Genomic DNA, 14708 nt, shown 5'->3' on the forward strand with positions numbered 1-14708 from the left:
GCCATGGCGAAGGGAAATGCATTCATCATCGGGTTCGTGGCCCTCGTGCTCGCTGCTCATTCCATCCACGGCAACAGCGCTCCGGCGTCCTACACGAACAGCGGACGCACGATGCGGTTTTTCATCGGGAGCGTCACGGAATGCACGGACCCGTACGCGAGAAGCGGGCTTTGCAAGAAAACGCCGCTGACACGGTGCATTCTCATCGATAGCGGGTACGACGAAGACCTCGTCTGCAAGGTGGTCGCCAAGGCGTCGCTGCGCTCGAGTACCGGCTTCACGAGGCTCTACACCGACGTGCGCACGTTCGACGTGCCGAGGAGGGCGAAGAAATTCGTCCGGTGCTTCGACTACAACTTCCTGGAATCCCCGGACTGGGATTTCTTGCAGTTCGAAAGCTTCAATGGTCATTGCCAGAAGGGGACCGCCGCCGCGCCCCCCCGATGGGCGTGTGAGCCGGAGACGACCGGGTGTACGTTCTTCGAGTACGACCAGGAGAGCTGCCTGCCCGGCTGGCCGTGCCTGAAGCTCCACGTCGATAGCAAGAGCCTCGTCAAGACGAAGTGCACACCGGAGCTCGTCGCGCGGGAGGTTTGCACAGAGGGGGACCCCGATGTCTTCGCCTGCCTCCAGATGACGAACGGGGGAATCGCCCCGCTCCGGTGCGACGTCAGGTTCAACGTGGAGCGCGTCTCCGACAGGACGAACCAATTTGCCCTGCTCCGGAACCATTTGCTCTACGCCGGAGGCATCGACGAGGTGTGCTTCCGGTTCCAAGGCATCCGCGACGTCGATGAGGTCCGGGCCATGCCCGTGAACGCCGTCTGCCGCTCCCAGCGCGATTACACGGGAGATCTGCACAAGATTTGCGATCTCAACGAGGGTCCGTGCGAAGCCGAGTCCAAGGTCGTCGTCTATGATTGAGTAGCGTCGGGGCGCTGCCCCGGACCCCGCGGGGGCTGTTCGCCCCTCGACCCGAACCGGGCAAGCCCTGGACCATTTGGGGAAGAACTGCGCGATGCGCAGTTCTTCCCACAGGCCGGTGGTACACCGTTGCCGGTTGAGATGCCAGCGCTGCTGTCTTGGTTGGCAAGGTCGTCGCCGGTCTTGCCTCGGCCTGTTCGATGAACTGCGCATCGCGCAGTTCATCGACCCCGGGTCCAGCGCTTGCGCTGGTCCGGGTCCAGGGGTGGACAACCCCTGGTCGGGGTCCGGGGTGAAACCCCGGCGCAACGCTGCCAAACACCCGCGCCGTCCCTCACCAATAAGCAAAAGCCCCGCGGAAGAGCCCCCGCAGACCCTCCTCGTCGATCGCACACGGCGCATTCGACACGAGCCGCGCCTGCACGATCGTCCCCGCCGCGAGCGCCTCCACGTCGGCTTCGCCGTATCCGACTTCGGAGAGCCCATTCGGCACACCTGCCTTGCGCATCATTGTGCTGAGGTGCGTCGCCAGCACCTCGCCCGCGTCCTCCGGCGTCGCGCCGCGCACGTCCGCGCCGAGCCGCGCCGCGGCTTCGAGGTGCCGCGCCGGGCTTGTCTTCGCGAGCGCGCGGAAGACCGAGGGCGCGTTCACCACGACCGACACCCCGTGCGGCACGAGTGGCTCGCCCTCGGGATACCCCGGCATCGTGAACGAGCGGCACAGGCCCGAGACCGCGTACGACATCGCATGCGGCAAATGCACGCCCGCATTGCCGAACGCGATGCCCGCGAGCGTCGCCGCCCACGCCATTCCCTCGCGCGCCTCCTCGTCCTCCGCGTCCGCGACCGCGCGCAAGAGATAACGGCCCGCGAGCTCGAGCGCGTTCTTGCAGCCCATGTCGCTCCACGGGTTTGCTCCCTGGCTCATCGGGCGCTTGCTCGCCTCCGGCGCCCGCGGCCGCGTCGAATAGGGCCGCGCCGTGAACGATTCGAGCGCGTGCGTCACCACGTCGAACCCGCTTGCCGCGACCACGCTCTTCGGCATCGTCCGCGTGGCCGTGGGATCGACGATGGCCCGGGTCGGGCGCAGTCTTCGGGAGGCGATGCCCGTCTTCGCTTTGCGGCCCGTGTCGTCGAAGACCGCGATGCCCGTGCATTCGGCGCCCGTGCCCGTCGTCGTCGGGCAAGCGATGTGCGGGGGCAGGGGGCCCGGGACCTCGCGGCCCTCGCCGATCGGGCGGTTCACGTAGGCATAAAAATCGGCCGGGTACGTCGCGTAAAGCAGCGCGGCCTTGCACGTGTCGATGACCGAGCCGCCGCCGACCGATACGTAGCCATCGAACCGGCCGTCCGAGGCAAACCGCGAAGCCTCCGCGAACGAACGATCCGTCGGCTCGATGTGCACCTCGTCGTACACCACGACATCGATGCCCGCGCGCCCGAGCGAGCGCCGCGCCTCCTCGACCGGCAGAAGCCGCGCGAGCCGCGCATCCGTGAAGAGCGCGACCCGCCTGAGCCCGAGCGCCGCGGCCTCCTCGCCGACCTCCGCGAGCGCGCCCGGGCCGAACGTGACGGCTGACGCGTCCATCGAGAACGCCGCGTCGCCGCCCTCGATCAGCGCATACCCGAGGCAATATCCCATCGCCTTAGACCCACTTCTCGCGACGATACCATTCGAGGGCGTGGCGCACGCCCTCCTGGAGGCGAACCTTCGAGCGCCAGCCTGTCGCCTCGCGGAGCGCGTCGCTCTTGCACGTCCATGCCTCTTGCGCGCCCATCTTCGCCTTCTGCCGGTTGAAGAGGCGTGGCTTCTTGTCGAAGCGCGTCGCGATCTCGCCGCCGAACGCCGCCACGTCGACGAGCATCTCCGGCAGATCCACGGTGAGCACGCGCCGGCCGCTCGCTTCGACGATCGCGCCCTGGAATCGCTCCCAGGTCACGGGATCGTTGTCACACACGAAAAACGCGCGGCCCTTCGCGCCGTCGTGCGTGGCGGAGGCGAGCGTCGCCGTGACGAGGTCGTCGACGTAGATGCCCGAGAACCAGCGCTTCTTGTTGCCGAAGAAGACGTTGCGGCCGCGCTCGACCTCGCGGAAGAGGTTGAAGTAGTCGACGTCGCCGGGGCCGTACACGCCGCCGGGACGCAGGACCGTCCAGGGGATCACGTCGCCCGCGCGCTCGACGACGCGCTCGGCTTCGAGCTTGCTCTGGCCGTAGAACTCGATGGGGCGCGGCGTGTCCGTCTCGACGTGGGGGCGCGTGGCGCTCGAAGGGCCGAAGCTCGCGAGGGAGCTGACGAGGACGAACCTTCGCACCTCGGGGTGCTTCTTGCGCAGCGCTTCGAGCAGGTTTTCCGTGGGCATCACGTTCGCCCGCTGGAAATCGGTGTACTCGACGCCCTTCGTCGCGCCCGCGACGTGCAGCACGTAGTCCGGCTTTTCCTCGGCGATCAAGCGCTCGAGGCCCGCGCGATCGTCGTACTCGACCTCGACCGAGCGCCCCCGCTTCGCCGGAGGCGAGCCGCGCCGCCTTAGCGACACGACGTCCACGCCGCGTTCGACGAGCGTGCTTTGCAGGCGGCCGCCGATGAAGCCACTCGCGCCCGTGAGGAGGACTTTTCCGGTTGAAATTCCGAGCTCTTCCACGTCGCCGCTTTGCCTCAACTGGCGCGGGGCGGCAAGATCCGAGCAGCGTCTCATCCGGGAGCGTTTCGCTGGGGCGTTGCCCCAGGCCCCAGCAGGGGCTATCCGCCCCTGCACCCGGACCAGCCAGGGGCTGGACCCAGGGTCGATGAACTGCGCGATGCGCAGTTCATCGAACAGGTCGAGGCAAGACCAAGGGCGACCCTGCCAACGGGCCCGTTGGAAGAACTGCGCAACGCGCAGTTCTTCCATCACGAGTCCAGCGCTTGCGCTGGTTCGGGTCGAGGGGCGAACAGCCCCCGCGGGGTCCGGGGCAGCGCCCCGGCGCGGCGGCCCAACACGGCGAGCTGATGCTTGTGGAACACCCTTTCAGAAGGGCGCGAGCGTCTCCAGGATCCGAAAGGCCTCCTCGCAAGCCTCGGCCGTGTGGCAGCGAGCCTGGAAGTACAGATGACCGACGCTGTCGCCACCCCCCAACACCGGGAGGCAGAAGGGAGGGCAGACGGCCTCCTTCTCGTCGAAAGCCACGAAGAAGCCTTGGGTATACCCCTGGGGCATCGCGAGCTCGGTCGCGTCCATCCTCTTCGTGACCGCGTGGTAGCTCCCGATTCGAACGGGCGTCGTGGAGCCGCCGAGCTCGAGGCCATATTGACCGAGGGTGAAGGACGCCTCGAAATCGTGCCGGTGGAGCGTGATCCGCGCGCCAGGGCCACATTCGAAGCCGTTCCGGCGCGTGGTATCGACGTCGGGTGACGCGAAGAACGTGAAGAGGCGCGCGAACTCGCGCCGGGTCCAGGTCTCGGGCACCGGGTGCGGCGGGCGCTCCACGCAGCGGCCTTGACGACACATCGCGGTCGGCTGGGTGCTGCAAACCTCGTAGTTCGTTACGCACCGCGCTTCGAGCCACGCGCGCGCGAGGCGATCCGCCTCCTCGGTCGAGGCCAGCCTGTTCTCGAACCGGAAGCATCCGTCGAGGTCGTACCATTGGTCGCCGCGAAGCGTGGCGCGGCAGTCGTTGTCGTGCGTGCAGGTGGAGACGCGATCCATCGCGCTCGTGTACTGCCCCGCGAGCTCTTTGCAGTGCGCCGGATCCCCGAGTTGCGCCTCGGCCTTCTTCCGCGCGTTCGCCTCGGCCGCGGCCTCCGCCTCGGCGCGAGCGGCGAGCGCGCGCGCGTCGTACGAGGCCTTGCCGATGCAGACCGCAGCTCCAAACGCCGCCGCCATCAAGGCGAGCGGCGCCGCCTTCCGCACCCGCCGCCGCGAAAACGCCGCCCCGAGCACGCCCGACACCGCGGGCAAACCCACGAACGCGATTGGTAGGACCTCCAAGGATCGATCCGTCGCTCCCGCGGGCACCAGCGTCCACGGCGCGCCGCCCTCGCGATACCCCGCGGCCGCCGAGGCCTCCTCCGCGCGCACGAGCTTGCCCGCCACGACGACGCGATCGCCGTGCGCGATCGATCGCATGCGGAGCGGCCCTGCTGGAAGGGGATCCCGATCCCCGCAAGCCGCGTGAATCCGCGCCGCCACCTCCGCGGGCAGCGCGTCGATCGCGTCGTCCCGCGTCTCGCGTGATCCCGCGACGACCAGGGTTTTCCCGCGCAGATCGACGGTCCCGTCCCGCGTCACGAGCCGCAGGCGCACCGCGCGCGTGTTCGCTTCGGAAAACCGCCCCGCGGCCGTGGCCGCCGCCGCCGGAGCGCCGTCCTCGAACCGCGCCCCCGGCTCGCCGACGACCTCGAGCACCCCTTCGAGCGTGACGTTCGCCGCGGGATCGAGCTCCGCGAGCGCGGTCCGCGGCTCGCCGAGCGCGCGCCGCGCCGCCCGCGCCTCGCGCCGCGCCGTAAACGCCGTCCCGAGCGCCCGCGCGCCCATGCCCACGACGAACGCCACCGCCCCGCCGAGGGCCCCGGCGAGCGCCGCCGTCTCCGGACCTTGGAACGGATTCATGCCGGCGCAGGATAACGTACGTGAGGCTGGGCTCCTTGCTGGATCGAACGTCCTCGGGGCCTTCGAAGGGGTTGCGCATCGCTCGGCACTGCGTCGAAGAACCTCTCATGGGGTGTCGGGACGCAACGCGGAGGGGCCTTCGAGCCTGTCAGGGGATGGGCAGGGCAACGCGGAGAGGCCTTCGAGCCTGTCGGTGGATATGGAAACGCAACGCGGAGAGGCCTCCGAGCCTGTGGATGGGTGGGCAGACGCAACGCGAAGCGGCCTTCGAGCCTGTCGGTGGGTGGGGAAACGCAACACGGAGAGGCCTTCGAGCCTGTCCGTGGGTATGGAAACGCAACGCGGAGAGGCCTTCGAGCCTGTCCGTGGGTGGGCAGACGCAACGCGGAGAGGCCTTCGAGCCTATCCTTGGGTCGTCAAGCGCAACGCGGAGAGGCCTTCGAGCCTGTCCATGGGTGGGGAAACGCAACGCAGAGAGGGCCTTCGGGCCTGTCCGTGGGTAGGGAGACGCAACGCGGAGAGGCCTTCGAGCCTGTCGATGGGTGGGGAGACGCAACGCGAAGCGGCCTTCAAGCCTGTCGGTGGGTCGCCAAGCGCAACGCGGAGGGGCCTTCGAGCCTGGGGAGGGCTCGAGCGACGCAATGCCTTGCGTTCGCCCACCCTCCCCGAGGGTCCCGCGCCTCAGCTCCAAGGACGCAGGGCCGTCGCTCACTCCCGGACGATGGCGAGGTTGATGTAGAACGCCGCGGCCATGACGAGCGCGGTGTGCCGGGATCGCGCGTCGGTCAGGCCCTCAATCTCGTTGGGGGTGGGGCGGTTCGGCAAGAGGAGCGTATGGCCCTCGACACGGATCACATGCTCCGCGTTGCCGAGCACGCACGTGTCCCCCGAGATGCGACCGAACAGGCGCTCCGCGGGCATCCGGCCAGGCCGATTCACCACGAAGATGCGACCGTCAGGCTCGACCCTGCCCGTGACGCCGTCTTTGAAGATGAGGATTCCATCGGCCTGCAGGGTCGGCCCAGGAATCCAGATCTCCTCGTTGCCCTCGCCGCCGAGCGAGTATTGCGTGCGGCCATCCGGGAGCAGGCGCGCGAGCGTCACACCATCCTCGCGGATGACGAGGTTCTGGAGCTGGATGACCGGCGTCGAGGAGCGCGAGGTCTCCAGCGCAGGCGTCTCGGCGGGCGGGGAGGAATGCGTGCACGCAGTGGCAAGCGCACTGACGAGGAGCCACGCCCAGATCGGTATCTTGAACATGCCGCGTCCTTTTGGCTGAGGCGCTGAGCTGGGGCGTTGCCCCAGGCCCCACCAGGGGCTATCCGCCCCTGGACCCGGACCAGCCAGGGGCTGGACCCGGGGTCGATGAACTGCGCGATGCGCAGTTCATCGAACAGACCAGGGAACGACCCCCATTTCGACCGGCAACGCCGTCTTGGGTCTTGCCACCGGCCTGTGGGAAGAACTGCGCATCGCGCAGTTCTTCCCCCTGAGGTCCAGGGCTTGCCCTGGTCCGGGTCGAGGGGCGGACAGCCCCCGCGGGGTCCGGGGCAGCGCCCCGGCGCGGCGGCCTCAAGGAAAAAATCAGGCGCGCTTTTCGAGGTACGCCGCGACGCTCGGGAGCGCGCGGAAGCGGTCGTGGAGGGCGCGGAGCTTGGGGAAGTCCGCGAGGGTCTCGGGCTTTGTGGCCATGTGGTTGTCGAGCGTGTCGAACGCGAGCACGTCCGCGTACGTCGGCGACTCTCCGCCGCCGAACCAGGTACAGCTTCCGAGCAAGCCTTCGAGCGTGCGCAGCGTCGCCGGCAGGTCGGTCCAGTACTTGTCGATCACGGTCTGCGCGGTGTTCATGAACGCGGCGAACTGCACGGGCGCGAACTTCGTCCGCCAGTCGTTGATGGTCTCGGCCGCGACGTCCGCGTTCGTCTTCTCGACCTCGTCCTTGCCAAAGAGGTCGAACACGCGCGCGAGGTGACGCACGATGGCCATGCTCTGCGGGATCTGGCGCTCGCCGGATTCGCTCCGCTCGACGAGCACGGGGAGCTGGCCGAGGGGCGTGTTCGGCTTGAACTCGGGCCAGTTCGTGATGGGCGTGTTGGTGAAAGCGACGTTCGCCGTGGCGAACATGAGCCGGATGGGCTCCGCGCGACCACGGAGCGGGAAGTAGAGCAGTTCGTAGGAAGTGGACATGGGCCGACCTTCTATCAGGAAGGCATGAGCCCGAGAAGCCCGGCACGTTGCGAGGGCGAAGAGGCGCCTGGATGCGTGCGCCGCCCCTCGATTTCCCCGTGCGAATCCCCACGAACTTGTCTACCGTGCGCCGCTCGGAGGACGCGCATGAGCGACGAGGACGATTTCGAGGACGAGGAGTACAGCGACGAGGACGGGGGCGACGAGGAGCCGAGCCCCCACGAGGTTTCGTTCGACGAGGAGACGGAAGGCGTCCTCGTCGCGGGCAAGCGCTTCTCGGCGAGCGGCATGACGCGCAAGCAGCTTGGCGAGTTCGCGAAGCATGTCGAGGCGGTCGCCGCGAAGTCGGGGCACGCGGTGACGATCGTGGCCTCGGGCGACCTCACGGATACGGGGCCGGCGCCGGACGACACCGTCTACACGGAGGTGCACATCGGCCTCGAAGGCGGGCGCGGAGGGACGGACGGGCCGGAGACGATCTCGCGTGATGTGGCGCTGCACGTGCTCGAGAAGGCGAAGGCGGTGCCGGACGAGGTGTGGGCCGCGATCGGCGAGAAGCTCGAAGGGCGCGAGCGCGAGGCGTGGGATGAGGCGTCCGTGTCGATGTACTTCACGTGCGTAGGACCTCTCACGGCCGCGACGCTCGCGTTCGGCGTGCTCGGGACCGAGGACGGCGAAGGGCCCGGCAAGTACATGCGCGGCGTGAACATGGAGCAGGAGGCGCACGAGGAGGGCGTGTGGGGCCTGAAGGTCACGTACGTGCAGTACGAGAGCCCCGAGAGCGAAGAGGTCGATCTCGGCGACGCCGCGCACGACGAACGCGTGCGCGAGCTCGGCGTCGAGCATGCGCGTTACTTCATCATTGCCCGCTACGATTGACGCCTAGCGCCCTTGAAAACGGCCGGCGCGCCTCTCGACGAACGAGCGCATGCCCTCGGCGGCGTCTTCCGTGCCCATGATGGCGCGGGCTCGCTCTTCGAGGCGCGCCGCTTCCACCTCGGGCCCTTCCGTCATCGCCGCGCGCGCTGACGCGAGCGTGGTGCGGACGGCGATCGGCGCCTGCGCCGCGACACGCTCGCAGATCCACGTGGCGCGATCGAGGAGATCGGCCGCGGGGACGACCTCCTGCACGAGCCCGATCCGATACGCCTCTTTTGCGTCGAACACGTCGCCCGTGAGCAGCCAGCGCATGGCATTGCCGTGGCCCGCGAGCGCCGGGAACCTCAGCGTGGCGCCGCCGAACGGGAAGATGCCGCGCTGCACTTCGAGCTGCGAGAAGCGCGTGTCCTCGGCCGCGATGCGGATGTCGGCGGCGAGCGCGAGCTCGATCCCGATCGTGAAACAATACCCCTCTATCGCGACGACCATCGGCTTCGTGAGGCGCCGCGGCCCGATCGCGAGCGGATCGACGCTCCCCTTCGGGTAGAGCGCGCGCCCCGACGCGACCGCGGGACCGACCTCCGCGAGATCGAGCCCGCCTGTGAAATGGCCGCCGTGGGCGAACAGGAGGCCACACCGGAGCCCCTCGTCTTCCTCGTAGGCCGTGTACGCCTGCGCGAGCTCGTCGAGCATGGCGAGATCGAATGCGTTGCGCTTCTCCGGTCTGTTCAGGCCGATGCGGACGACATGACCGAGACGCTCCACCGTGACGCGTGCCATGGGCGGACGTTACCACGGCCGGGGCGGGCATGTCCTCGCCGAATCAAGAAAAGAATGCGGCGCCAGGATCGCTTTGCCCTGGTATTCCTCGTGCCCAAACGTTCGCATGAAAAAAGAGGTGACGGGTAGCAATTCTGTATTTTTTGCTTAGGCTACGGCTTTCATGATCACATCGTATTCGCTCCGCGGAGCGATTTGCCGGCTTCTACCAATGGCTGGTGTCGCCCTCCCATTGGGAATCATGGCGTGTGGACCGGGAGACCCCCTCACGTTCGACCCGGCCGTATCCGACGACGAGGCAGCCATCTGCGTGGAGGTGCCGGCCACGGAGAAGGTCGAGGGGAAGTTATGGGGCCTCCCTACACGGGATGTCCCCGTCGACGCGACCCGCGAGCCGAGGCGGGTGAAAATGACCCCGCCTCCGAACCATTGGCAGATGCAGGTCGGCGTCCTCGCGCTCTCGCCCGATTGGCAAGACATGCTCGCGATCGAGCACGTGCTCGCGCCGATGGGCATCCCGTACGCGCAGACCACGGCGCCGAAGCTCGCGCTCCAGCACGACATCGCGATGTTCTTCCCCGACGCGTACGAGGAGTCCTTCCACGCGACCGACATCGAGGCGATGGGGAATTTCATCGGCAAGGGGGGCGTCCTCGTCTGGCGCGACTCCGATGTCACGTTCCTGCGCGATCTCGCGGGGGTGCCGGCGTCGACGTTCGGGCTGCCCCATCATGTCGTGCGCCTCACGAAGGAGGGAGAGGCTGCCTTTCCCTCGCTGGATCAGCCCGAGGAACGGGAGATCCCGCTGGGGGGCGGGCCGGAGGAGTTCCTCAATACATGGACGCTCGAGGTCGACCCGACCGCGGAGGGCGTCGTGGTGCTCGCGACGTTCGAGGACGGCTCCCCGGCGATCGTGCGCCGGAATGCGGGCCCGGCGGTGATCTACACGATGGGCGTGGATTTTCGGGACGTCGTGATTCGCAACCAGCTCGGTTACCCGCTCGACGGCGCCGCCCGTGGCTACATCAATGTCTTCGAGCCTGCCACGGACGCATGGCTTCTCATGATGCGCGACATCTACGACGCGCACGCGCGCTTTGGCGTACGACTGCATACGGCCCCGAACGGGCTGTCCGGGGCCCTGCTCATATCACACGACCTCGACTGGGGACCAAGTTACGATCGATCGGCCGTCTACGCGGAGCGCGAGGCGGCGCTCGGCGCATCCACGACGTATTTCGCCCACACGAAGTACGTGGACGACGTGCAGGATCACGCGTTCTTCTCGCGCGATCGCGGCTGCCAGCTCGCGAGCTTCCTCCGCCTCGGGCACGCGGTCGGCTCGCATTCGGTCGCGCACTCCAAGATGCTCCACCTGTTCGAGGTGGGCGACGGCGCGGAGGCGTACCCGAGCTATGCCCCGTACAACGTGTCGCCCTACGAGACCCAATGGGGGACCCTGTACGGCGAGCTTCGGGTCTCGAAGTCCCTCATCGACGGGTCGCTCGACGCCGCCCGGGTCTCGCACGAAACCCAGAGCTTCCGAGCCGGCGAGCTCTCGTACCATCCCGAGTCCCCCTTGGCCCTCGAACGCGTGGGTTACCGCACCGATTCGACGCAGGCGGTGGGCGTGGTGCTCACGAACTTTCCTTATCGGCTCATGACCTCCTTGCCTGAAATCCAGGATACGGATGTCTTCGAGCTTCCCGTCACGCTGGAAGACGAGCTGCCCCCGCGCCTCGACTTGCGTGTCGAGCAGGCGCTGGGCGTCATCACCCAGAACGCGCGGAACGGCGCGCCGACGTCGCTCCTCATCCACCCGAACGTGACGGACTACAAGCTGGCCGCCGAGGAGATGATCCTCGCGAAGCTACCCGAAGGCGTGGCGGCCATGAGCGTCGATGCCTTCGCTCGGTTCTGGAGAGCGCGCGACGCGGTCACCTTCACGCTCATCGATTACAACGTCCTCGAAGGTACGCTGACGATCTCGCTCCGCCCCGAGGAGGCGATCGAGGGGCTCACGCTGCGCGTGGACGAGGTGCTCACGTCTGTCTCGGAGCCGGCAGGCGCCGTGCTGTCGCCCCCGAAAGACGGAGGGAGGCTGCTCGTCTTGCCCGCCCTGGAAGCAGGGCAGGGGGTCGACGTCGTGCTGCACTACTAGCCGAGCCACGCGCATCCCTTGCGCCTCGGGGTCCCGGCACGTGCACGCCAACCTTTCATGCAAACCTTGCAAGGAACAGCCCTGCCAGCCATTCCGCGAATCAGCCTGAGGTCCCTCGCAGATCCATATGATCTTCAAGGACATTTCGATCGTTCGTCGAGACGGGCCTCGCCGCGCCGGAGCCCGCGCCCGCGCCATCCGCCCCCGCCGCCCACATCTCGGTGGGATGCGGTGTGTACGCCGCATGCCGAGGTTTGGACTCCTCAGCTAGCTCACGATGTCGTCGCGGAGGCGTGCGCCGGGTCGCGTTCGGGCGAGGGCCGCGGGGCGGCATGACGATTGCAATCAGGTCGGCGCTACCACGAGAGGTGCGGACTCATGGCGCGTGTCCTGCTCATCGACGACGATCACGACCGGACGGAGATCATCGCCCGCGGCTTGCGAGCAGAGGGGCTCGAGGTGGTGCACGTCGGCACCCGTCGCGAGGCCTTTGTCGCGCTCGACGGCCCCGGCCACTTCGACTGCGCGCTCGTCGTGCTGGCGCTCCCAACCGGCGACCGACTGGAGCTCGCCAAGGAGCTCCACGCACGGTTCCCCGGCCTCCACGTAGGCCTGGCGCGCGGGCACAAGCTCTCCGTGCGTCCAAACGAACACACGAGCGAGCGCACCCTGCGGTTCGTGCCTGTACCCGAAGACGGCCGCAAGCTCGCGCGGGCGCTTCGCTCGCGGCTCATCGCCGCCTGACACGTCAGCGTGCCGTCCGCCTGGCACGTGTGCCAGCACGTGCCCGGCACACGTGCCATCGCCGTGCGCTAGGCCACGATCATTCGGACGAGCGTCACGGCTGTGAAGATCACGGCCAGGAACGTCCCCACGAGGCTCCAGAACATGAGGCGCGGGTGCCGGTCCACGCCCCGCGCCGCCTCGCGCAGGAAGCGCTTCGCCAAGGTGCCGGAGCAGGCCACGTGCATCCGACCTTCGAGGCTCTGCCGCAAGAGCTCGATCATCTGCCCCGCGGAGTCGTATCGCTTCGCCGGGTCCTTCGCGAGCCCATCAACGGCGATGTGCACGAGCTCGGGCGGCAGCCCTTCCTGCGTGTGGTGGCAGCTCCGCTTCATGTCCCGAACGGTGGGCTCGTAGTCCATGACGCCTGACAAGATGTCGCCGAGCGTCCGCCGGTCTGCCAGGTAGTGGCGCAACGTGACGAGCTCGTGGAAGAGGACGCACGCGCTGTAGAGGTCGCTCCGCGTATCGAGCTTGTCCACCTCGCCGCGCGCCTGCTCGGGCGACATGTACGCGGGGGTGCCGACGAGCGCGCCGACGTGCGTCACGAACATCCGCCCCCGGTCGTTCTCCTCTCCCAGCGTCGCGTCCGCGCCCCGGGCAAGATCCCGCTCGGCCGCGACGGGCTTGGCGATGCCCCAATCCATCAGCACGACCTCGCCGTACCGTCCCACCATCACGTTCGCCGGCTTGACGTCCCGATGCACGACGCCGTTCGCGTGGGCGTAGGCGAGCGCCGAGAGGACGTCGATGAAGATCTCGACGCGGCGCTCGAAGGTGTACTTGCGGTGGTAGTCGGCGTCGCCATCGGCGAGCTTGCGGATGATGGTCTCGAGCGTCTCGCCCTCGACGTACTTCATCACGAAGAAGTACCGGCCGAGCTCGTCGACGCCGACGTCGTGGATGGGCACGATGTTCGGGTGCTCGAGGCGGCCGACGGTGCGGATCTCGTCCACGAAGCGGGCGAGCATCACGGGATCACTCGCCTCGGGCAGCAGGCGTTTGACCGCGACCTTACGGGCGATGTCCTGATCGTGCACGAGCACGATCTCCCCCATGCCGCCGGCGCCGAGGGTCTTGATCGGCTCGTACCGCGATTTGGACTCGGCCACGAGGCGCACCTCGGCGCCATCACCCTCGACGCGCGGGAGCACGGTGGTTCGCAGGGCCGACGAGGGCGGCGGCAGCGAGGAGACGGCGCGCATGGGCGCCACCGCGGTCTTGGCCTGGGCGAAGCCATCGTCCCCAGGCGCGAAAAGAGTCTGCGCATTCATGGTTTCGAGCAGGGTCATGGGGAGTACCGCGAAGAGTACCCGCGCCGGACGCGATGGGAAAACCGCTCGTTCGTCCCGGCCGGGTCCCGCCTTTCTTGCAGCGAGCTTGACACGGAGCCGGCGGATCCGCTCTCCTCCGCGCCATGCAGCGATTCGAGAGGAAGGTAGCGCTCGTCACGGGGGCCGCATCGGGGCTGGGGGCGGCGGCCGTGCGTCGGCTGCACGCAGAAGGCGCGGTCGTGGTGATCACGGACGTGGCGGTGGATCGAGGGGAGGCGCTCGCCGCGGAGCTCGGGGCGCGGGCGGAGTTCACCGCGCTCGACGTGACGCAGGAGGCGCAGTGGATCGCCGTGCTCGACGCGGTGGTCGCGAAGCACGGTCGGCTCGACGTGCTCGTGAACAACGCAGGGGTGGGCATCGTGGGCGACGTGGAGTCGACGACGCTCGAGCAATGGCGGTTCGTGCACACGGTGAACACGGACGGCATGTTCCTCGGCTGCAAGCACGCGATCCGGCTGATGAAGGAGCGCGGGGGCGGGTCGATCGTGAACCTGTCGAGCGTGGCGGGCATCATCGGCGCGCCGAACCTCGTGGCGTATTCGTCGAGCAAGGGCAGCGTGCGCACGTTCACGAAATCGGTGGCGATGCATTGCGCGCGAAAAGGTTATGGGATCCGGGTGAACTCGGTGCACCCGGCGTTCATCGATACGCCGATGGTCGACGCGATGGTGGCGAGGTCCGAGGATCCAGCGCGGGCGAAGGTGGGCCTGGCGAAGTCCATTCCGCTGGGGAAGCTCGGCGAGCCCGAGGACGTGGCGGCAGCGATCGCATATCTGGCGTCGGACGATGCGAAATTCGTGACGGGTACGGAGCTTTTGGTCGACGGCGGGCTGCTGGCGACCTGAAAGGGGCCGCCGCGCCGGGGCGCTGCCCCGGACCCCGCGGGGGCTGTTCGCCCCTCGACCCGAACCAGGGCAAGCCCTGGACTCGGGGTGGAAGAACTGCGCGATGCGCAGTTCTTCCAACGGGCCGGTGGCAAGACCAGGGGCAGCGTTGCCTGCTGAAAGGTCAGCGGCAGCGTCGTTCGTGGTCTTGACTCAGCTGGTCGATGAACTGCGCATCGCGCAG

General features: G+C 68.1%; 12 protein-coding genes. 5 read left to right on the forward strand and 7 right to left on the reverse strand.

Annotation, left to right across the window (positions count from 1 at the left end; all coding sequences use genetic code 11):
* Positions 1 to 3: 3 nt before the first annotated feature.
* Complete coding sequence (locus KEG38_RS50390; RefSeq protein WP_272428075.1) at positions 4 to 924, forward strand: hypothetical protein; 921 nt, start codon at positions 4 to 6, stop codon at positions 922 to 924.
* Positions 925 to 1258: 334 nt separating this feature from the next.
* Here the strand turns inward: KEG38_RS50390 and KEG38_RS50395 are convergent, their stop codons facing one another.
* The 5 genes from KEG38_RS50395 to KEG38_RS50415 form a co-directional block, all read right to left on the reverse strand.
* Positions 1259 to 2566, reverse strand: a complete 1308-nt coding sequence (locus tag KEG38_RS50395; protein ID WP_272428076.1) for a hydroxyacid-oxoacid transhydrogenase — start codon at positions 2564 to 2566, stop codon at positions 1259 to 1261.
* Between the two features lie 4 nt (positions 2567 to 2570).
* Entirely contained in the window at positions 2571 to 3569 is a 999-nt protein-coding gene (locus KEG38_RS50400; RefSeq protein ID WP_272428077.1) for an NAD-dependent epimerase/dehydratase family protein, read from the reverse strand.
* Positions 3570 to 3935: 366 nt separating this feature from the next.
* Complete coding sequence (locus KEG38_RS50405) at positions 3936 to 5516, reverse strand: hypothetical protein (RefSeq protein ID WP_272428078.1); 1581 nt, start codon at positions 5514 to 5516, stop codon at positions 3936 to 3938.
* Between the two features lie 708 nt (positions 5517 to 6224).
* Complete coding sequence (locus KEG38_RS50410) at positions 6225 to 6776, reverse strand: hypothetical protein (RefSeq protein WP_272428079.1); 552 nt, start codon at positions 6774 to 6776, stop codon at positions 6225 to 6227.
* 324 nt (positions 6777 to 7100) lie between these two features.
* On the reverse strand, positions 7101 to 7703 hold the full coding sequence (locus KEG38_RS50415) for a glutathione S-transferase family protein (protein WP_272428080.1): 603 nt from the start codon (positions 7701 to 7703) through the stop codon (positions 7101 to 7103).
* Positions 7704 to 7850: 147 nt separating this feature from the next.
* Here KEG38_RS50415 and KEG38_RS50420 point away from each other — a divergent pair, with 147 nt between their 5' ends.
* The gene (locus tag KEG38_RS50420; protein ID WP_272428081.1) at positions 7851 to 8582 is read left to right on the forward strand and encodes a hypothetical protein; all 732 of its coding nucleotides are present in this window, start codon (positions 7851 to 7853) and stop codon (positions 8580 to 8582) included.
* Between the two features lie 3 nt (positions 8583 to 8585).
* On the opposite strand, the gene KEG38_RS50425 is transcribed toward KEG38_RS50420, so the two are convergent.
* The gene (locus KEG38_RS50425; RefSeq protein ID WP_272428082.1) at positions 8586 to 9362 is read right to left on the reverse strand and encodes a crotonase/enoyl-CoA hydratase family protein; all 777 of its coding nucleotides are present in this window, start codon (positions 9360 to 9362) and stop codon (positions 8586 to 8588) included.
* A gap of 241 nt (positions 9363 to 9603) precedes the next feature.
* On the opposite strand from KEG38_RS50425, the gene KEG38_RS50430 reads away from it, so the two are divergent.
* On the forward strand, positions 9604 to 11523 hold the full coding sequence (locus KEG38_RS50430) for a hypothetical protein (protein ID WP_272428083.1): 1920 nt from the start codon (positions 9604 to 9606) through the stop codon (positions 11521 to 11523).
* Between the two features lie 378 nt (positions 11524 to 11901).
* Positions 11902 to 12267 (forward strand): hypothetical protein, encoded by a 366-nt coding sequence (locus tag KEG38_RS50435; RefSeq protein WP_272428084.1) that lies wholly within the window; start codon positions 11902 to 11904, stop codon positions 12265 to 12267.
* Positions 12268 to 12335: 68 nt separating this feature from the next.
* Here the strand turns inward: KEG38_RS50435 and KEG38_RS50440 are convergent, their stop codons facing one another.
* Positions 12336 to 13580 (reverse strand): serine/threonine-protein kinase, encoded by a 1245-nt coding sequence (locus tag KEG38_RS50440; protein WP_272428085.1) that lies wholly within the window; start codon positions 13578 to 13580, stop codon positions 12336 to 12338.
* A gap of 143 nt (positions 13581 to 13723) precedes the next feature.
* Here KEG38_RS50440 and KEG38_RS50445 point away from each other — a divergent pair, with 143 nt between their 5' ends.
* A complete protein-coding gene (locus KEG38_RS50445) occupies positions 13724 to 14485 on the forward strand; it encodes a glucose 1-dehydrogenase (protein ID WP_272428086.1) in 762 nt (253 codons plus the stop codon).
* Positions 14486 to 14708 lie beyond the last annotated feature (223 nt).

This window comes from Polyangium jinanense (assembly GCF_028435265.1).
GTDB classification, from domain to species: domain Bacteria; phylum Myxococcota_A; class Polyangia; order Polyangiales; family Polyangiaceae; genus Polyangium; species Polyangium jinanense.